18 protein-coding genes are annotated in these 18,399 nt (G+C 60.1%); all 18 read right to left on the bottom strand.

The window, feature by feature from the left end; translation table 11 throughout:
* Positions 1–41 precede the first annotated feature (41 nt).
* The gene (locus B3F77_RS04050; protein WP_293603715.1) at positions 42–1,385 is read right to left on the bottom strand and encodes a sensor histidine kinase; all 1,344 of its coding nucleotides are present in this window, start codon (positions 1,383–1,385) and stop codon (positions 42–44) included.
* A gap of 9 nt (positions 1,386–1,394) precedes the next feature.
* Complete coding sequence (locus tag B3F77_RS04045) at positions 1,395–2,162, bottom strand: response regulator transcription factor (RefSeq protein WP_293603767.1); 768 nt, start codon at positions 2,160–2,162, stop codon at positions 1,395–1,397.
* Positions 2,163–2,656: 494 nt separating this feature from the next.
* Complete coding sequence (locus B3F77_RS04040; protein ID WP_293603714.1) at positions 2,657–3,571, bottom strand: SDR family oxidoreductase; 915 nt, start codon at positions 3,569–3,571, stop codon at positions 2,657–2,659.
* Between the two features lie 166 nt (positions 3,572–3,737).
* Positions 3,738–4,676 (bottom strand): glutathione S-transferase family protein, encoded by a 939-nt coding sequence (locus B3F77_RS04035; RefSeq protein ID WP_293603713.1) that lies wholly within the window; start codon positions 4,674–4,676, stop codon positions 3,738–3,740.
* 35 nt (positions 4,677–4,711) lie between these two features.
* Positions 4,712–6,370 (bottom strand): isovaleryl-CoA dehydrogenase, encoded by a 1,659-nt coding sequence (locus tag B3F77_RS04030; protein WP_293603712.1) that lies wholly within the window; start codon positions 6,368–6,370, stop codon positions 4,712–4,714.
* Positions 6,371–6,429: 59 nt separating this feature from the next.
* Complete coding sequence (locus B3F77_RS04025) at positions 6,430–7,446, bottom strand: NADP-dependent oxidoreductase (protein WP_293603711.1); 1,017 nt, start codon at positions 7,444–7,446, stop codon at positions 6,430–6,432.
* Positions 7,447–7,564: 118 nt separating this feature from the next.
* Positions 7,565–8,014, bottom strand: a complete 450-nt coding sequence (locus B3F77_RS04020; RefSeq protein WP_293603710.1) for a PaaI family thioesterase — start codon at positions 8,012–8,014, stop codon at positions 7,565–7,567.
* A gap of 99 nt (positions 8,015–8,113) precedes the next feature.
* Positions 8,114–8,905, bottom strand: a complete 792-nt coding sequence (locus B3F77_RS04015) for an SDR family oxidoreductase (protein ID WP_293603709.1) — start codon at positions 8,903–8,905, stop codon at positions 8,114–8,116.
* Positions 8,902–9,186, bottom strand: coding sequence for a Dabb family protein (locus B3F77_RS04010; protein WP_293603708.1), 285 nt, complete (start codon positions 9,184–9,186; stop codon positions 8,902–8,904). The genes B3F77_RS04015 and B3F77_RS04010 overlap by 4 nt, the downstream gene beginning before the upstream one ends.
* 17 nt (positions 9,187–9,203) lie before the next feature.
* On the bottom strand, positions 9,204–9,431 hold the full coding sequence (locus B3F77_RS04005) for a hypothetical protein (RefSeq protein ID WP_293603707.1): 228 nt from the start codon (positions 9,429–9,431) through the stop codon (positions 9,204–9,206).
* Entirely contained in the window at positions 9,431–11,263 is a 1,833-nt protein-coding gene (locus tag B3F77_RS04000) for an acyl-CoA dehydrogenase (RefSeq protein ID WP_293603706.1), read from the bottom strand. Before B3F77_RS04000 ends, B3F77_RS04005 begins: the two co-directional genes overlap by 1 nt.
* Positions 11,264–11,291: 28 nt before the next feature.
* A complete protein-coding gene (locus B3F77_RS03995; RefSeq protein WP_293603705.1) occupies positions 11,292–11,726 on the bottom strand; it encodes a PaaI family thioesterase in 435 nt (144 codons plus the stop codon).
* Between the two features lie 13 nt (positions 11,727–11,739).
* Positions 11,740–12,915, bottom strand: coding sequence for an acetyl-CoA C-acyltransferase (locus B3F77_RS03990; RefSeq protein ID WP_293603704.1), 1,176 nt, complete (start codon positions 12,913–12,915; stop codon positions 11,740–11,742).
* A gap of 15 nt (positions 12,916–12,930) precedes the next feature.
* Positions 12,931–15,030 (bottom strand): 3-hydroxyacyl-CoA dehydrogenase NAD-binding domain-containing protein, encoded by a 2,100-nt coding sequence (locus B3F77_RS03985; RefSeq protein ID WP_293603703.1) that lies wholly within the window; start codon positions 15,028–15,030, stop codon positions 12,931–12,933.
* A gap of 172 nt (positions 15,031–15,202) precedes the next feature.
* A complete protein-coding gene (locus tag B3F77_RS03980; protein WP_293603702.1) occupies positions 15,203–15,910 on the bottom strand; it encodes an ABC transporter ATP-binding protein in 708 nt (235 codons plus the stop codon).
* 2 nt (positions 15,911–15,912) lie between these two features.
* A complete protein-coding gene (locus tag B3F77_RS03975; protein WP_293603701.1) occupies positions 15,913–16,695 on the bottom strand; it encodes an ABC transporter ATP-binding protein in 783 nt (260 codons plus the stop codon).
* A complete protein-coding gene (locus B3F77_RS03970; RefSeq protein WP_293603766.1) occupies positions 16,692–17,936 on the bottom strand; it encodes a branched-chain amino acid ABC transporter permease in 1,245 nt (414 codons plus the stop codon). Before B3F77_RS03970 ends, B3F77_RS03975 begins: the two co-directional genes overlap by 4 nt.
* Positions 17,937–17,986: 50 nt before the next feature.
* The coding region (locus B3F77_RS03965) for an ABC transporter permease subunit (RefSeq protein WP_414702955.1) at positions 17,987–18,399 on the bottom strand (413 nt) is incomplete at its 5' end.

Here is an 18,399-nt window from a genome sequence, read left to right as displayed (position 1 = left end):
TGGGCGCCAGAATAAAGGCGGACTCACCGCAAAGGGGTCATTCAGTCGACGGCGTCGGGCGCCCGCAGTGGCACCAATAGCCGCATCCGGGTGCCCACCTTGGCCTTGGTGGCGATCTCCAGGTGGCCGCCCAGCTTGAGGGCGCGCAGGCGCATGCCTTCCAGACCCTTGCCCATGGGCTGACCGGCCTCGCGTCTGGCAATGCCGGTGCCGTTGTCGCGCACTTCCAGCAGCATGGATTCGCTTTCCGGCACGTAGCAGCAGACCACCTCGACCACGCTGGCATGGGCATGACGCATGATGTTGGACAGGCATTCCTGGGTGATGCGCAGCACCTGCAGCGCCCGCTCTCCGCGCAAGGCTTGCAGCGGTCCGTCCACGTCCACCTTCCAGATCATGCGGACGCCCAGTTTGTCCAGCGAATGCTGCACGCGGTAGCGCAGACGGCCCAGCGCATCGATCACGCTGTCATCCGTCGTGTCGATGGTGTCCACCATGATCTTGAGGTCCATCAGGCACTGTTCCAGGGCTAGCGCGACCTCCTGCTGTTGCGGCGCGTGGGTGTCGAGCGAGGCCAGAAGGTTGACCAGCTGCGAGCCCACGCCATCGTGCAGGTCCTGCGCGATGCGCCGGCGCTCGTCGGCCACCGCCGCGCTGGCGAGGTTGGTCGCGGGGCCAAAGCCGGTGACGTTCTCCCAGGCCGACGCGAACGAGTGCTCCGTTCCAGGCACGCCCGCCAGCTCGGGGTGCCCGACCCGGTTGGTGATCAGCAACCAAAGCAGCAGCAGGTAGGCGGCGTAGAAATAATGCGCCACAGGGTGGTCCAGGATCGGGCCGTTGTCGACGAGCAGATCCTCGAAGCCGATGCCCAGACCCAGCAGGCTGCCGCCAAGCACCAGCCAGCAGCGGTAGGTTCCCCGACGACAGGTTTTTAGCCACACATACAGCGACAGCGCGCTGGCACAAACCAGGTTCAGCACCACCCAGAGCTCATAGGCCAGGTTCTGCTGCAGCGAACCCCACACGTACCAGGTCAGCAGCAGCAGCCCGAGCACGCCCTGTGTCATCCACATGGCATGTATTTTGAAGCGGGTGACCGAGGTGCTGACCAGGAAAAAGAATGACACCGCGACGATGGCGATCTGGTAGCCGGCATAGGTGGCAAATAACGCCAGCAGATAGCTTGGATAGGTTGTGGCCAGAGTGTTGGCGCTGCTGGCCAAAAGGTAGGCCAGACAGCCAGCCATGGCGACCGCGAAAGCCAGGTCAATCGGGTTGCGCTGCCTTTTCCAGGCCCGGCCCGACACGGTCAGCACCGCCACCGCCGCGACGGCGCTCAATACGGCACCTGCCTGCGCAGCCCAATGGTAGGCGACGTGTGACACGAGCGGCCTCTAGAAAAACCCGCGATGTGCCGCAAAACTTACGGCTTGCGCACGTGTGCGCACATCGAGTTTGCGATAGATGTTTTTGATGTGGGTATTGACCGTATGGCCACTGATGGCCAGCCGGGAGCCGATTTCCAAACTGGTATAGCCCGAGGCCACCATCTTCAGCACTTCCTTCTCGCGCTCGGACAACTTGCCCTTGCCCTTGTCCTTGTCCTTGTCCTCGTCACTTCCGGTGTGCGGGATGTCATGGCTACCGTCCTGTGCGTGATTGAACTTGCTGAGCAGGCGCCGGGCCAGATTGGGTGTGATGGAGGCTCCGCCGTTGACCACCTGCAATACGGCCTGTGAAAAGTTGCCAAACCAGGAGTTTTTGACCAGGTAACCCGTGGCGCCAAGTTCGAAGGCATGCAGGGCGTGCTGCGCGTCTTCCATCGCCGAGATGACCACGGCTTCGGCCATGGGCCGCACGGTTTTCATGTGCTTGATGAGATCAAACCCCGTGCCATCGCCCAGGTTCAGGTCCACCAGCATCACGTCAAACTCATGCAGGTCAATCAGGCGCCGCCCTTCCTTCATGCTGCTGGCCTGTGCCACGAGGTCGATCCGCATGTCCGACAGCAGTTCCTGCGCAATAACCAGGCGCATGTGCGGGTCATCGTCGATCAGCAATACGCGAACCGGCTGCCCTGGCTGACCCGTCAGGAAATCCGGCCAAATGAAAGGCGGACTGCTTTTCGCAGCGAAGTGATGGTCCGGCGTTAGTGGGCCCATGTTCATCAATGAACTTGACGTGATGTCAGACTGGATCCGATTGTTCATAACCACTCCTGAAATTTCAGTTCTTCCTGGGAACGCTTTAGATATTTATTCGTTCTTGTGACGGTTTTATTACACCTGCTTGCGTTGATTGGCGTGGAAATGGTTATTCTTTTTATCGCAGAGTTACACAGTAGGGCAAATTGATACGTATATCAATGAGAAAAATACAGAAACAGGAAAATAAATACAAATCATTTTTGTGGTTACATATAGTAACTACTTAACTAAAACCCTGTGGTTCCCACCAAAAAAGATAGCAAGACAGGCTCATGTTGCTTCATGGAAACAACCAGACATGAGCGGCAAACAGAGCCCGGGGCTACTGAGCCGCGAGCCAACTGCGCTGTACGACCTACTTCCTGCCAAATGGCGGAACGAAAGCAGCCACTTGATACGGTGATACAGCCGCAGGAGAGTCGTGCCATCAGTATGCGGAAATTCGGTTATCAGGCTTGCAGCGCCGACCTCAGCTCACGTCCGATCTCCGGTCGCTCGGCGAAAGGATCCATCGGGTTTTTCTGCTGCACGATGCATTCCATGCGGGTCTGCACGTTGCCCAGCGCCTTGGGGTGGCTGAAAATGTAAAACTGGTCGGCCGCGATGGCGTCGAACACCTTTTGCGCCACTTCAGCGGCCGTTACCTTGCCTGAGTTGACGGCCTTGTCGCTCATGGCCTGGCCGATCAACTGGCTGCGAGTCGGCTTTTCCGCAGGTAATTCTGCGGGCCGGTTGCGGTGGCTTTGGCTGATGCCGGTCGGCACGAAATACGGGCACAGCACCGAGGCGCCAATCTGGTCACTGACAAGACGCAGGTCCTGGTACAGCGTTTCGCTCAGGCTCACCACAGCGTGCTTGCTTACGTTGTATACGCCCATGTTGGGCGGATTGAGCAGCCCGGCCATGCTGGCGGTGTTGACGATGTGGCCCTGCCAGCTGGGGTCTTTTGCCGCCGCTTCGAGCATCATGGGTGTGAAAATGCGCACGCCGTGGATCACGCCCCAGAGGTTGACGCCCAGCACCCACTCCCAGTCCTTGACGGTATTTTCCCAGATCAGGCCGCCGGAGCCGACCCCGGCATTGTTGAACACAAAGTGCGGCGCGCCAAAGCGCGCGAACACGGCCTGGCCCATGGCTTGCATTTGCTCGGCATTCGATACATCGAGCTTGAAGGACAGCACCTGGGCGCCTTGAACGTTGACTTCAGCCTTGACCTCTGCAGTGGCCTGATCGAGCGCATCCTGCTGGACGTCGATCAGCACCAGGTTCATGCCCAGTTTCGCGCCCAGGCGTGCGCATTCCAGGCCAAAGCCCGAGCCCGCACCGGTGAGAACGGCGGTTTTACCTTTGAAATTCGTGATCATCAATAAGTCCTTGAATTAAATGGGGGCGCAGCATTTCGACCTGGGGAATACCGTCTTCCACATATGGCGCCCCGGTTTTTACGAAACCATGCTGCCTGTAAAAGGGCTCCAGTCGGCCCTGGGGTGGTCAACGCATCAAAGGCCACAAAGCGCCATGTGATGTCGCTCATGTTGACGTTACCGCCTTGAGTGAATAGCCGATGCGCGGGAAGTGCACATGCACCGTACCTGCCCGCTCGTCGGTGCGGCGCAGTGTGTAGTGCATGCGGGTTGCGGCAATGAGCTCGCCTTCGGTGGCCTCGGGGCCAAAGCTTTCGGCGCTGACCAGCACGCGGCTGCCCAGCGGGATGCCGTGCTCATCCTGAAAAATATCGTCATGCAGCGGCGCTGGTGTTGACGCAGCCGCAACGGCAATGGCATCCAGCGCGCTGGTTTTTTCCATCGTGCCGTGGCCAATGGCGGCCATGCGGTCCATCCAGTCCAGTATGGCGGGCGTGGCGTTCAGGATGCCGGCCAGCAGCGGCGTGCGTTCGCGCGTGAACCACAGCGGGTGGACCATCGCAAAGTCGGCGATGCACGGCACCTCGCCCAGCAAAAAGGGCCAGTCGTTGAGCATGTCCGACAGGCGGCGCAAGTAGGATTTGTAGGCCGCAGCGGCGTCTGGCGGGCGCAGGCGCAGCATGCCCGCGCTCATGGCTTTGCGGTCTTCGCCAAACGCGCGGGTCACTTCGGGCGGCGTATTGCCGAATAGCTGGGCCAGGCCTTCAGGCTGCATGTTGAACGCCATCGAGGTCCAGAACAGGGTGGTGTCAGCCCATTGCGCAAGGGTCCGCGCCATGCCTTTGATGGGCTCCGGGTAAAGCGTGGGCCGGGGCTGAATATGCTCCAGCACGTCGGCAATCAGGGTTGTGTCGCAATAAATGTCGGCGCCGATCTGCAGCACCGGCGTTTTGCGGTAGCCGCCTGTGAGCGCCACCACGTCGGGCTTGGGGCTGATCATCGGGATGAGCACGGACTTCCAGGCCATGCTCTTGAAGCCCAGCATCAGGCGCGTTTTCTCGGAAAAGGGCGAGCTCGGGTAATGGTGAAGGATCAACTCAGTCATGGAGGGTGCTCCTGGATGCTTGAATGTCTTTACGGTTAATGAGGCATGGCCCTTGCAATGATGCTGTTGAAATCAGTGCCAGATGCCAGCGTACCGAAGGCCTGGCCCCAGTTGCCGGCCAGGCGCGAGTCGCAGAAAGCGCCAAACACCGCGCCAGGCGCCGTCTGGTAAAGCAGCGCTGCCTGCACCGCCAGGGCCACGTCCTGCGCGAGGCGGCGCGCCTCAAGCTCGGATGTGTCAGACGCCTGGGAGGTCATATTTTCGGCACGGCCCGGCAAAGCTGCTGCGAGCCGGTCCAGTGCGGGATGCGCACCTTTGGCGGCGGCAAGCTCCTGGGCCAGGGCGGCCACGGCATCGGCCTTGCGCAAGGCGCGCAGCAGGTCCAGCGCCATGATGTTGCCGGCACCTTCCCAGATGGAATTGACTGGCATTTCGCGGTAGATGCGGGCCATGATGCCCTCGCCGCCCTCCTCTACATAGCCGTTGCCACCCAGGCATTCCATGGCCTCCTGGGCGAAGTGGCTGCCGCGCTTGCAGATCCAGAACTTGGCAATGGGCGTCAGCAGGCGCGCCATGGCGGCTTCATGAGCGTCTGTGGCCTGGTCAAACGTCCGGGCCAGGCGCAGCGCCAGCGCAGTGGCGGCTTCAGACTCCAACGCCAGATCGGCCAGCACATTGCGCATGAGCGGCTGGTCTATCAGCCGCTTGCCAAACGCCTTGCGCTGGGCGGTATGGTGAAGGGCGATGCTCAGGGCCTGGCGCATCAGGCCGCTGGTACCCAACGCGCAGTCCAGCCGCGTCATCGAGCCCATTGCCAGGATTTGCGGAACGCCACGGCCCTCATCGCCGACCAGCCAGGCGTGGGCACCCTGGAATTCGACTTCCGAGCTCGCGTTGGCCTTGTTGCCCAGCTTGTCTTTCAGGCGCTGAATCTGGATGGCGTTAAGGCTACCGTCCGGCAGCACACGCGGCAGAAAAAAGCAGCTCAGGCCGCCTTGCGCCTGGGCCAACACCAGAAAGGCATCACACATGGGCGCCGAGAGAAACCATTTATGGCCGGTGATGGCGTAACGCTCTCCCCAACTGTCATGGCCCGCAGGCTCGGCCCGTGTGGTGTTGGCCCGCACATCCGAGCCGCCCTGCTTCTCGGTCATGCCCATGCCCATGGTCAGGCCGGGCTTAGCGCGCCACACTTTAAGCGCCGGGTCGTAGGCGCGGCTGGTGAGCTTGGGGCCCCAGTCGGCATAAATGGCGGCGTTGCTGCGCAGCGCCGGTGTGACCGCATAGGTCATCGAGATCGGGCACAGCACCGAAGGCTCCAGCTCGGTAAAGAGCATGAAGCCTGCGGCGCGCTGGACGTGCGGTGAGACACTTGCACAGGCCCAAGGCGTGCCATGCAGTCCCGCGCTGGTTGCTAGCTTCATCAGCTCGTGGTAGCCGGGATGAAACTCCACCTGGTCCATGCGCCGACCGAAGCGGTCATGGCTATGCAGTTCGGGCGTGTGCGTGTTGGCAAGGCGCGCATGGGTTTGCATCCCGGCACTGCCTAGCGTTGCGCCCAGCTCGGTGAGTTCGGCCGTGTCGAGCTTGGGCGCGTTGAACTTCAGTGCAGCGCGCAATGGCCGGTTGGTGTCGAACAGGTTGTAGTTGACCAGCGGCTCGGGCTGGTTGAAGACCTCATGCGTGATGTCCATGGCTCTCTCCTCTAATTCCTGTGCGCGCCTCTGCTTGTGCCTGCGCTTTGCTGCGCGCCTTAAACCAGCTTGACCAGCTGCTTGCCGAAGTTCTTGCCTTTGAGCAGGCCCAAAAAAGCCTCTGGCGCGGCTTCCAGGCCCTGCGCCACGGTTTCGCGCGGCCGCAGCTTGCCAGTGGCCACCAGCGTACCGAGTTCCTTGAGCGCTTCGGGCCAGATTTCCATGTGCTCGCTGACGATAAAGCCCTGCAGCTTGAGCCGGTTGGTCAGGATCAGCGCCGGGTAGGTCAAAGGCACCGGCTGGCCGTCGTAGCCGGCGATCATGCCGCACAGCGCAATCCGGCCAAAAGCATTCATGCGCGGGAGCACAGCGTCAAGCACCATGCCGCCTACGTTTTCGAAATAGCCGTCAATGCCATCGGGGCAGACTTCTTTCAGCGCCTTGGAGAGCGACGCCGCATCCTTGTGCTGTTTATAGTCGATGCAGGCGTCAAAGCCCAGCTCTTGCAGCGCGTACTTGCACTTGTCGGGGCCGCCAGCAATACCGACCACGCGGCAGCCGCGTGCTTTTGCCAGCGCCGCGAAGGCGCTGCCCACGGCACCCGTGGCGGCGCTGACCACCACGGTCTGACCGGCCTGGGGTTCGATGATTTTCACCAGGCCATACCAGGCGGTGACGCCCGGCATGCCGACCGCACCCAGGTAATGGGAAAGCGGCACATGGCTGGTGTCAACTTTGCGCAAGGCGCCCGGCTGCTCCGCGTTGACAACGCTGTATTGCTGCCAGCCGCCCATACCGACCACCTTGTCACCGGGCTGGAACTTGGGCGAGCAGCTTTCCACGACTTCGCCGACGGTGCCTCCGCCCATCACCTCGCCGAGCGGCTGCGGCGCGGTATAGCTCTTGGAGTCGTTCATGCGGCCGCGCATGTAAGGGTCCAGGCTCAAGAAGTGGTGGCGCACCAGCACCTGGCCGTCCTGCAAGGCCGGTGTCTCGCGGGTCACGAGCTTGAAATTGCTGGCGACGGCTTCGCCGGTGGGGCGGTTGTCGAGAAAAATTTGTTGATTGACAGGCATGTGAATCTCCGAGAATGGGTTTGAGGACTTCTATAACTGCGACAAATACTATGGTTTTGATAGCTGCTTGCGCTCGTCATGCTTGGGCTAGAGCACGATTTTGTTGTTGAAAAGCGCTTTAGTCGGTTGAAATGGGACTGACAGGCGCGTTCAGCGCATTCGCGCTCTTCGGTCCCGTGGCCAGACGTCTGACGTATTTGAACGTTCCAGTCGCGTGGGCACAAGCATGGCCCTGCGCGTTGTAAAGCGTAGCTTCCGTAAACGCCAGCGTTGCAGTGCGGTGCATCAGCCGGCCCTTCGCGGTGAGCTTGCTGCCGTCGCCCGGTGCCGGTCGCATGAAGCTCGTTTTCATTTCGATGGTGACCACCCCCATCTCCTTTTGCACACTGCGCGCGGCCACGGCCATCGTCACATCCAGCAGCGTCATGCAGGCGCCGCCGTGCGTGACGGCAAAGGAATTCAGGTGCTCTGGTCGTGGGGTGTAGCCAATAGCCGACTGACCGCCCTCAAACAGCTCCAGCACGAAGCCGAGGTGGGTTACGAAAGGAATTTCTGCGCCAAAGTTCATAGTATCCTTAAAGAAGTGCGCCGCGCCGGGCCGCCCCAAGCAAGCACAGCCCCCTCGGGGGGCAGCGCAGTACACGAGGTGACAAGCGTGGGGGCCATATCAGCCACCGGTTACCACAGACACGCCACCATCCACCGCCATCCATTGACCTGTGATGTGTTTTCCGGCGCCGGATGCATAGAGCACGCACAGGCCCTTGAGGTCTTCGTCATCACCCAGACGGCCCAGCGGAGCGTGCGCGGCGAGCTTTTCTTCGCCCAGGGCCTTGAGCGTGCCCATGGTCATCTTGCTCGGGAAAAAGCCCGGGCAGATGGCGTTCACGTTGATGTTGTAGGCGCCCCATTCGCAAGCCAGTGCCCGTGTGAAGTTGATCACCGCGCCCTTGGACGTGTTGTAGGCGATGGTGGTCATCTCGCGCGGGTTGCCGCCCAGGCCGGCAATGGAGGCCACGTTGATGATGCGGCCCGACTTGCGCGGGATCATGCTGTGTTTGGCGATATGCTGCGACAGGATGAAGTAGCCGCGGATATTGAGGTTCATGACCTTGTCCCAGGCGTCCACCGGGTGGTCTTCAGCCGGCGCACCCCAGGCGGCACCGGCGTTATTGACGAGGATGTCGACATGCCCGAAGCGTTGGATGGTTTCATCGGCCAGCGCGCGGATGTCGGCCTCTTTGGAACAGTCGGCGGCGATCCAGTCAGCATCGATGCCCGCAGATTTCAGCCCGGCAGCCGACTCCATCAGGTCTTCGGCCTTGCGCGAGCTCAGCATGACCCGGGCACCGGCCTCACCCAGCGCCTGCGCGAGTTGCAGGCCCAAGCCGCGCGAGCCGCCAGTGACGAGTGCGGTTTTGCCGGTGAGGTCAAACAGTTGCTGAATGGTACGGTTCATGCGTGGTCTCCTGAGATTTCATAGTCAAGCACCCTGCGTGTCTGGCGCAAGGTGCCGAGGCCGCTACTGATGTGCTGCTGATGATGATGAGGGTGATTTTGACAGGCAGCCAGTGCTGCGCTGTCTTCAAATGGCGAGTAAAGCACAACATCGCAGTTGGCTTCCAGGTCGGCTGTCCTGGTGGCGACTTCAAACCTCAGCATGCCCGGCACCAGACCGCGGCAGCTGTCCAGTTGGGCCTTGAAGTGCGGCGCATCAGCGGGGTCCAAAAGCTGCCACATGACGATGGGTCTGATCACTATTCAACCTTCATTTTCGAGCGCACATAGATCAGGATAAAGCCGAGCACAGCGACCAGCCCGCCCCACACCTCCAGGGACCCGCCCAGGTCGTCGTTGATGCGCTGTACCGACAAGCCCAGGACCAGCGTCAGCAGGCCGCCATAAATCAGTGTCCAGATCAGTCCCTGCAGGCGCGCCACGGCCTTATTGGAGACAACACCGGAAGATGATTTGAAAAAACTCATTAAAACGCCTCTTCAGGCAAGTCAGCACAGGTCAGGTCACGCGCTTCAACCACCTTGAGCCAGGCGTCTATTTTTGGCAATTCGTAGTGATAAAAATAGCGTGTAGCGCCCAGTCTACCTGAAGTAGCCGCTATCGATTTAATAGCATCCGCTTGAAGCGCGGCCAGCGCCACATCGAGCCAGATCCAGGCCAGCACGGTATGGCCGAAGCCCTGCATATAGGGCACCGCATTGGCCAGTGCATCGCCGGGGTTGCCGGTGGCCCAGGCGGCTTGGGTCGCGTTGCGCACCTGTAGCAGCGCATGACCCAGCGCCTTGGCATGGGCGGCCATCTCGGGCACCTGGATAGCGCGCTCAATGGTGGCATTGATGCGCGCCGCCAGTAGCTGAAGGCCCCTGCCCCCTTCCATCAACACCTTGCGACCCAGCAGGTCCATGGCCTGAATGCCGTGGGTACCTTCATGAATCATGTTCAGACGGTTGTCGCGCCAGTATTGCTCCACCGGGAAGTCGCGGGTGTAGCCATAACCGCCATGCACCTGAATCGCCAGCGAATTGGCCTCCAGACACCATTCGCTGGGCCAGCTTTTTGCGATGGGCGTGAGCACTTCGAGCAGCAGCCGCGCGTCGTCGGCGGCCTGCGGCTCGGCCGTGTGGTGCTCGTCCACCAGGCGGGCGCAATACAGCTCGAGCGCCAGTGCGCCTTCGCAGAACGCCTTTTGCGCCAGCAGCATGCGCTTGACGTCGGCGTGCTCGATGATGCGGCTTTGCGGTGCCGAGGCGTCTTTGCCTCCCACTCCGACTGGCCTGCCCTGCGGCCGGTTCCTGGCATAGTCGAGCGAGGCGTAATAGCCCGCCATGCCCAGCATGGTGGCGGCCGTACCCACACCAATACGCGCCTCATTCATCATGTGGAACATGCAGCGCAGGCCTTCATGCGGCTTGCCCACCAAATAACCCACGGCGCCAGCCTCGCCGTTCACGGGATATTTGCCTTCACCAAAGTTCAGTAGCGTGTTGGTGGTGCCGCGCCAGCCCAGCTTGTGGTTCAGGCCGGCCAGAGCCACATCATTGCGAGTGCCCGTAAGTTGACCTTCGGTGTCCACCAGTTTCTTCGGCACGATGAACAGCGAAATGCCGCGTGTACCGGCAATCAGCTTGCCGTCAGGCCCGGGTATTTTTGCCAGCACCAGGTGAATGATGTTTTCAGTCAGCTCGTGTTCGCCGCCTGAAATCCACATCTTGTTGCCCTTGAGGCGATAGCGTGGGCCCAGCGAGTCGGCTTCAAAATCAGCGCCGTCGGGCAGCGCGCGGGTCGTCACATCGCTGAGCGAGGAGCCGGCTTGCGGTTCTGACAGGCACATGGTGCCCGACCAGCGCCCCGAAAATTCGTTCAGCGCAAAGACTTTTTTCTGCAGCTCGGTGCCGTGCACCATCAGCAAGTTGGCATTGCCCACCGTCAGCAACCCGGAACCCATGCTGACCGAGGCCATCGCAAAAAAGCTGTTGGCCGCCGCTTCTACCGTGTAGGGCAGCTGCATGCCGCCGAGCGCGTAGTCTTGCGCCGCACTGAGCATGCCGGATTCAGCATAGGCCTTGTGCGCATCGTGCGTGGCCTGCGGCAGGATGACTGTTTCGCCGTCAAACGTTGGCTCCTGCGTATCAACCAGTCGGTTAAAGGGCGCGTACTTTTCGCGGGCGATGCGCTCGCAGGTGTCAAACACGGCATCAAAGGTCTCACGCGAATGCTCGGCAAAGCGTTCGCGCCGGTTCAGCGACTCGGCATCAAGCCACTGGTACAGCAAAAAATCAAGGGTGGGCCGGAGGTTCATGGTGCGCTGCAATCTCCAGGGAGGGACATTATTTCGGAGGCTCTTTGTCCGGCAGGCGGGCAATCGTGCCCTGGGCCACGGCACAGAGTTTTTCCTCGCCGTTCATCACCGCAAAAACGTCACAGCGGCAAACCGCCTGCGATTGACCAGCATACACCGCCTGGGCACGCGCAATCAGCCGATCGCCGATGGCCGGTCTGACGTAGTTGATCTTGAATTCAGAGGTGACCACCGGAACGCCCAGCGCCGCGCCACCGGCGTAGGTAAGCGCGTTGTCGGCCGCATAGCTGACCACCCCGCCGTGCACAAATCCGTTTTGTTGAAGAATTTTTTCGGTCACCGGAACGTGCAACTCGCAATGACCCCGGGACAGGGCGTGCAACTCGGCGCCAATCAGCACACTGAAAGGCTGCAGTGCAAGAAACGCCTGCCCTTTCTGAAGGAACAGGGCTTCGTTCGTCATGGTTGCAATCGACTCACAGAACTTCGAAAATCCCGGCCGCGCCCATGCCGCCGCCAATGCACATGGTCACGCAGACGCGCTTGATGCCGCGGCGCTTGCCTTCGATCAGGGCGTGGCCCGTCAGGCGCTGGCCGGTTACGCCGTAGGGATGGCCCACCGCAATCGCGCCGCCGTTCACATTGAGCTTGTCCATGGGAATGCCCAGCTTGTCGGCGCAGTACAGCACCTGCACGGCAAACGCCTCGTTCAGCTCCCACAGGTCGATGTCGCCAACTTTCAAGCCCAGCCTGGCCAGCACCTTGGGGATGGCGAATACCGGGCCAATGCCCATTTCATCGGGCTCACAGCCTGCAACGACAAAACCAAGGAAGCGGCCCAATGGCTTGAGCCCTTTTCTCTCGGCTACTTTTTCGTCCATGACCACCACGGCGCCGCCGCCGTCGGAAAACTGGCTGGCATTGCCGGCGGAAATCACGCCGCCCGGAACGGCGGGCTTGATGCCGCTGATGCCTTCCTTGGTCGTACCTTCGCGAATGCCTTCGTCCTTGCTCACAGTGACCTGCTTCGTGCTCAGGCCCATCACCGGGTCAGCCACACCGGCGGTGACGGTAATCGGTGCAATCTCGGCATCGAACAGGCCGGCGGCCAGCGCCGCTGCGGCCTTTTGCTGGCTGCCCGCGCCATATTCGTCCATGCGATCGCGCGAAATACCGTAGCGCTTGGCAACCTGCTCGGCCGTTTGCAGCATGTTCCAGTAAATCTCGGGCTTGTTCTTGGCCAGCCAGTCTTCGCGCAGCATGTGGGTATTCATTTCCTGCTGTACGCAGGAAATGCTCTCCACACCGCCGGCGACGTAAATGTCGGCTTCGCCGGCCATCACGCGCTGGGAAGCCAGGGCAATGGCTTGCAGGCCGGATGAGCAAAAGCGGTTGACGGTCATGCCCGACACGGTGACGGGGCAGCCGGCGCGCAGCGCAATCTGGCGCGCAATGTTGGCGCCCGTGGCGCCTTCAGGCGTGGCGCAGCCCATGATCACGTCATCGACTTCGGCTGCGTCGATGCCGGCACGGGCAATCGCATGCTGGACGGCATGGCCGCCCAGGGTGGCGCCGTGGGTCATGTTGAAGGAGCCTTTCCAGCTTTTGGCCAGAGGTGTGCGGGCGGTGGAAACAATTACAGCTGAGGTCATGAAAATCTCCGGAAATCAGTTAAAAGTCTTGCCTTCGGCGGCGAGTTTGGCCAGCAGCGGCGCGGGCTTCCAGAAGTTGGCGTCGTCCAGCGGGTTTTGCGCAAAGCGGTTCATGCTCTGCACCACGTTGAAGAGGCCGACCTGATCGGCGTACAGCATTGGGCCGCCGCGGTGAATCGGGAAGCCGTAACCGGTGAGGTAAACCATGTCGATGTCGCTGGCCTTGGAGGCAATGCCCTCCTCCAGAATGTGCGCGGCCTCGTTTACCAGTGAGTAAACCAGGCGCTGAACAATTTCTTCGTCGGAAATCTTGCGCGGCTCCACGCCGATGTCTTTGCGGTGTTTTTCAATCATGTCAACCACGAGCTGTGAAGGGATGGCATCGCGCTTGCCCGCCACGTAGTCGTACCAGCCCGCACCGGTTTTCTGGCCGTAGCGACCCATTTCACACAACAGATCAGCAGTTTTACTGTATTTGAGGTCCGGCTTTTCGGTGTAGCGGCGCTTGCGGATAGCCCAGCCAATGTCGTTGCCAGCCAGATCACCCATGCGAAACGGACCCATGGCAAAACCGAACTTTTCGACAGCCTTGTCAACCTGCGCTGGCGTGCAGCCCTCTTCAAGTAAAAAGCCCGCCTGGCGGCTGTACTGCTCGATCATGCGGTTGCCGATGAAGCCATCGCAGACGCCAGAGACCACGGCAGTCTTCTTGATTTTTTTGCCCAGCGCCATCACGGTAGCCAGCACGTCCCTGCCAGTCTTCTCGCCGCGCACCACTTCGAGCAACTTCATGACGTTGGCCGGGCTGAAAAAGTGGGTGCCGATCACGTCCTGCGGACGCTGGGTGAACGAGGCAATCTTGTTCACGTCGAGCGTCGAGGTATTGGTAGCCAGAATCGCACCGGATTTCATGACCCGGTCGAGTTCCTTGAATACTTTTTCCTTCACTCCCATTTCCTCGAAAACGGCTTCGATCACCATGTCGGCGTCCTTCAGATCGTCGTAGCTCAGCGTGGTGCTGAGCAGGCTCATGCGCTGCTCGTATTTGTCTGCTTTCAGCTTGCCCTTCTTGACCTGCGCTTCATAATTCTTGCGAATCGTGGCAATGCCGCGGTCCAGTGCTTCCTGCTTCATTTCCAGCATCTTGACCGGAATGCCGGCGTTGAGGAAGTTCATGGAGATGCCGCCGCCCATGGTGCCGGCGCCAATCACGGCGATCGACTTGATCTCGCGTTTCGGCGTGTCTTCCGGCACGTCCGGAATCTTGGAGGCGGCGCGCTCGGCCATGAAGATGTGGCGTAGCGCGCGGCTTTCAGGTGTCCACATCAGGTTGATGAAGAGCTCGCGCTCAAACCGCAAGCCGTCTTCGAATTTCTGTTTGGTCGCGGCCGCCACGGCGTCCACGCATTTCAGCGGCGCGGGGAAGTTTTTGGCCATGCCCTTGACCATATTGCGTGCAAATTGAAAGTAGGCGTCGCCGTTGGGGTGCTGGCAAGGCAGGTTGCGCACCAGCGGGAGCGGACGTATGTCGGCAATGGACTGGGCAAAGGCGAAAGCCTCTTCAGCCAGGGATTCGGGCGACTGGGCCATTCTGTCGAACAGTTTCTGGGCGGGGATCTGTGCCAGCAGCTCACTCTTGACGGGCTCGCCGCTCACGATCATGTTCAGGGCCGGCTCAACTCCCAGCGCGCGTGGCAGGCGCTGGGTGCCGCCCGCCCCAGGCAACAAGCCCAGCTTGACCTCTGGCAGCGCAACACTGCAGCCCGGCGCTGCAATGCGGTAATGGCAGCCCAGTGCCAACTCCAGGCCGCCGCCCATGCACACTGAGTGAATCGCGGCAACCACGGGCTTGGATGAGTTCTCAATCATCAGGATGACACTGAGCAGGTTAGGCTCCTGCAATGCCTTGGGACTGCCAAATTCCTTGATGTCGGCCCCGCCCGAAAAAGCTTTGCCTGCGCCAGTGATCACGATGGATTTGACGGCGGCATCCAGATTGGCTTTCTGCAGGTTGTCGGTGAGGCTTAAACGGGTGGCGTAACCGAGGCCGTTAACGGGAGGGTTGCTCAGGGTGATGAGCGCCACGGTGCCGTGAACTTCGTAGTGGGTTGTCATTGAGAGGTTTCTTTCCTTGATTGAAGTTTCAGCTGCATCGGCCCCGGATGCAGGGGGAATAAGCATTAGGGAAAATAGTACGATCGTTCTTTTATTATCGTAGGGGTCTTCATAAAGGTGCAAGCACCCATGGTTCCGATTTGTCCCAGCGGGGACAAGTGCAGGAGATTTTTTACACTTCGAGCCACTCTTTTCGGATGTACGCGTCGGCCCGCAGGCTGTCGGGTGTGCCATCAAACACGATGCTGCCATGACCCATCACCAATACCCGGTCAGAAATGGCCATGGCAATGGTGAGTTTCTGCTCAATCAACAGCACGGAGATGCCCTTGGCTTTGAGTGTTTGCAGGTATTGGCCCACCAGTTCCACAATTTTTGGGGCCAGGCCTTCGGTCGGCTCGTCAATGATGATGAGGTCTGGGTCGCCCATGAGGGTGCGGCACAGCGTGAGCATCTGCTGCTCGCCACCCGACAAAACCCCGGCTTCGGTGTGCTGGCGCTCCAGCAGCCGCGGAAACAGGGTGTACATGTCACTGAAGGACCAGCGTGACCCTTTGCCAGAGCCCTTTTGCCCCAGCAGCAGATTTTGATGCACCGTCAGTTTAGGAAAGATGTCACGGTTTTCAGGCACGTAGCCAATGCCGAGATGGGCAATCTGGTAGGCCTTTTTTCCCACAATGTCCCCGTCAAATTTATCGGTTTTCCAGCCGATAAAGCCTTGGCAATCGACCAGTCCCATGATGGCTTTGGCAGTGGTCGAGCGACCCGAGCCATTGCGACCCAGTAAAGCGACAATTTCGCCGGGCAGCACCTCAAACGAAACGCCATGCAGGACATGGCTTTTGCCATAGAAGGCGTGGAGATTTTTGACGTTCAACATAGTCAGTGTTTTCCGGCCTGCTGGTCCGCCACGGAAGAGCCCAGATAAGCCTCCTGCACACGCTGGTCAGCGCGCACGGCTTCGGGCGTGTCGTAAGCAATAATTTCGCCGTAAACCAACACGGCAATCTTGTCTGCAAGGCCAAAAACCACGCCCATGTCATGCTCTACCGTCAGCAGTGTCTTGCCCACGGTGACTTCCTTGATCAGGCTGATGAAACGACTGGTCTCCGAGCGGCTCATGCCCGCGGTGGGCTCGTCCAGCAGGATCACGTTGGCGCCGCCAGCGATGGTGATGCCGATTTCCAGGGCACGCTGTTCGGCATAGGTCAGGTTGGTCGCCAGCACATCCCGCTTTTTGTCGAGCTTGATCATGGTCATCAAGGCTTCAGCGCGTTCGTTGGCGTCATCCAGATCCGCGAGAAACTTGAGGAAAGTGTATTTGTAGCCCAGGCTCCAGAGCACGCCACAGCGCAGATTTTCAAACACGCTGAGCTTGGGGAAAATATTGGTGAGCTGGAAACTTCGCGACAGGCCGAGCCGGTTGATTTCAAACGGCCTTTTGCCGTTGATGCACTGGCCATTGAGCAGAACTTCCCCGCCGCTGGGCTCAAAGCGTCCGCTGATCAGGTTAAATAGCGTGGATTTGCCCGCGCCGTTGGGCCCAATGATCGCCACCCGCTCGCCCTGCTGGACCGCCAGATTGACGCCGCGAATGATTTCCGTTTTTCCAAAATTTTTGCGAAGGCCTTTCAGTTCCAGCGCGTAGTGTTGTGCTGCGCTCACAAGGCCTCCCGCCGTTTGATTTCCTTTTCTATGGACTCCTGAATATCGCCCCATTTCAGGGCAAACCGGCGCCGTGCGAGTTCGAAGAATCCAAGGGCTACCAGCATCACCGCAGCAGCCGCACCCCAACTGCCAGCGGAGGCTGTGTTGAGCTGCATGCCCATGAAGGTCAGCTGGGAACCCAGCGCGGCACCCAGTTGAAGGTGGTAGACCATCTCGATCATGGAGGCCGCACCGGCGAAGGCAATGAATCCGGTGACAAACAAGGCCAGGTAATTGCGCCAAAGCGGCTTGAGCTTGCCGAACGCAGCCACACGCACGTTCATCATGATCAGGCTGGCAAAGCCACCGGGCGCAAACATGACCATGAATAGAAACACCAGCCCAAGGTACAAGAGCCAGGCTTTGGTGAACTCGCTTAGCAGCACAAACGCCAGCACCATGAGAACCGCACCAATAATGGGGCCAAAGAAGAAGGTCGCACCACCCAAAAAGGTAAACAGCAGGTAAGCGCCAGAGCGGTAGCCGCTGACCACCTCGGAGGTCACAATCTCGAAGTTCAATGCGGCAAGCCCACCCGAGATACCGGCGAAAAAAGCGGCAATCACGAATGAGATGTAGCGCACTTTCTGGGTGTCATAGCCCACAAACTCAACCCGCTCAGGGTTGTCGCGCACGGCATTGAGCATGCGGCCAAGCGGCGTGCGGGTGAAAGCAAACATCAAGGCGGTACAGACAAAGGTGTACACCGCTATCAGGTAGTACAGCTGTATTTGCGGGCCAAAAGTAATACCCAGCGGCTTGGGTCCAGTGACTCGATTGCCGGTAATCCCGCCCTCCCCGCCAAAAAATTCGGGGAACATCAGCGACATGGCCCAGACCAGTTCACCCACGCCCAATGTGATCATGGCAAAGGTCGTGGCTGATTTTTTTGTAGTCACCCAACCCAGGAGCACGGCAAACAGCATACCGGCCAAGCCGCCTGCCAATGGGATAAGGCTGACGGGAAGCGGAATTTGTCCGCGACTTACGAGGTTCAAGGTATGAATGGCAGCAAATGAGCCAAGCCCTGAGTACACTGCATGGCCAAAGCTCAGCATCCCCCCTTGCCCCAACAGCATGTTGTAGCTCAGACAGACAATGATGGCTATGCCCATCTGCGACAGTATGGTCTGGCTCAGGCTGCTGGTGAACAGAAGCGGCACCACCGCCAGCAGCACAGCGAAAAGGCTCCAGATCATGAAGCGCCCGATGTTGAGCGGCTTGAATTGGTAGTATTTGGCTGCCACTGTTAGCCCTCCCGGGTACCCAGAAGACCCTTGGGTCGGAACGTCAGCATCAGCACCAGAAACAGGTAAGGCAGGATGGGCGCGATCTGGCTGATCTTGAGCTTCAGTACAGCGTAGCCGAATGTTTCTGGCGTCACCGTCACCCCAAGCATTGCGGCAGCACCCATCAAGGAACTGTCAACGGCCACCGCGAAGGTCTGGATGACGCCAATCAGCACGGAGGCCAGAAAAGCCCCGACCAGGGAGCCCATGCCCCCGACCACCACCACCACAAAAATGACCGAACCCACTGCGGCCGCCATGCTGGGCTCGGTGACAAACGCATTGCCACCAATGACACCGGCCAGCCCCGCCAGCGCAGCCCCGCCGCCAAACACCAGCATGAACACCCGCGGGACGTTATGGCCAAGCGCTT

The organism is Polaromonas sp. UBA4122, assembly GCA_002381615.1.
Taxonomy (GTDB): domain Bacteria; phylum Pseudomonadota; class Gammaproteobacteria; order Burkholderiales; family Burkholderiaceae_C; genus Polaromonas.
The sequence above is the reverse complement of the archived record's forward strand: the minus strand, read 5'-3'. Positions and strand labels throughout refer to the sequence as shown.

Coding starts and splice junctions, on each gene's coding strand:
- B3F77_RS04045 (WP_293603767.1), bottom strand. CDS start 2,162: ATGGGCCCACTAACGCCGGACCATCACTTCGCTGCGAAAAGCAGTCCG.
- B3F77_RS04040 (WP_293603714.1), bottom strand. CDS start 3,571: ATGATCACGAATTTCAAAGGTAAAACCGCCGTTCTCACCGGTGCGGGC.
- B3F77_RS04035 (WP_293603713.1), bottom strand. CDS start 4,676: ATGACTGAGTTGATCCTTCACCATTACCCGAGCTCGCCCTTTTCCGAG.
- B3F77_RS04030 (WP_293603712.1), bottom strand. CDS start 6,370: ATGGACATCACGCATGAGGTCTTCAACCAGCCCGAGCCGCTGGTCAAC.
- B3F77_RS04025 (WP_293603711.1), bottom strand. CDS start 7,446: ATGCCTGTCAATCAACAAATTTTTCTCGACAACCGCCCCACCGGCGAA.
- B3F77_RS04020 (WP_293603710.1), bottom strand. CDS start 8,014: ATGAACTTTGGCGCAGAAATTCCTTTCGTAACCCACCTCGGCTTCGTG.
- B3F77_RS04015 (WP_293603709.1), bottom strand. CDS start 8,905: ATGAACCGTACCATTCAGCAACTGTTTGACCTCACCGGCAAAACCGCA.
- B3F77_RS04010 (WP_293603708.1), bottom strand. CDS start 9,186: ATGTGGCAGCTTTTGGACCCCGCTGATGCGCCGCACTTCAAGGCCCAA.
- B3F77_RS04005 (WP_293603707.1), bottom strand. CDS start 9,431: ATGAGTTTTTTCAAATCATCTTCCGGTGTTGTCTCCAATAAGGCCGTG.
- B3F77_RS04000 (WP_293603706.1), bottom strand. CDS start 11,263: ATGAACCTCCGGCCCACCCTTGATTTTTTGCTGTACCAGTGGCTTGAT.
- B3F77_RS03995 (WP_293603705.1), bottom strand. CDS start 11,726: ATGACGAACGAAGCCCTGTTCCTTCAGAAAGGGCAGGCGTTTCTTGCA.
- B3F77_RS03990 (WP_293603704.1), bottom strand. CDS start 12,915: ATGACCTCAGCTGTAATTGTTTCCACCGCCCGCACACCTCTGGCCAAA.
- B3F77_RS03985 (WP_293603703.1), bottom strand. CDS start 15,030: ATGACAACCCACTACGAAGTTCACGGCACCGTGGCGCTCATCACCCTG.
- B3F77_RS03980 (WP_293603702.1), bottom strand. CDS start 15,910: ATGTTGAACGTCAAAAATCTCCACGCCTTCTATGGCAAAAGCCATGTC.
- B3F77_RS03970 (WP_293603766.1), bottom strand. CDS start 17,936: ATGATCTGGAGCCTTTTCGCTGTGCTGCTGGCGGTGGTGCCGCTTCTG.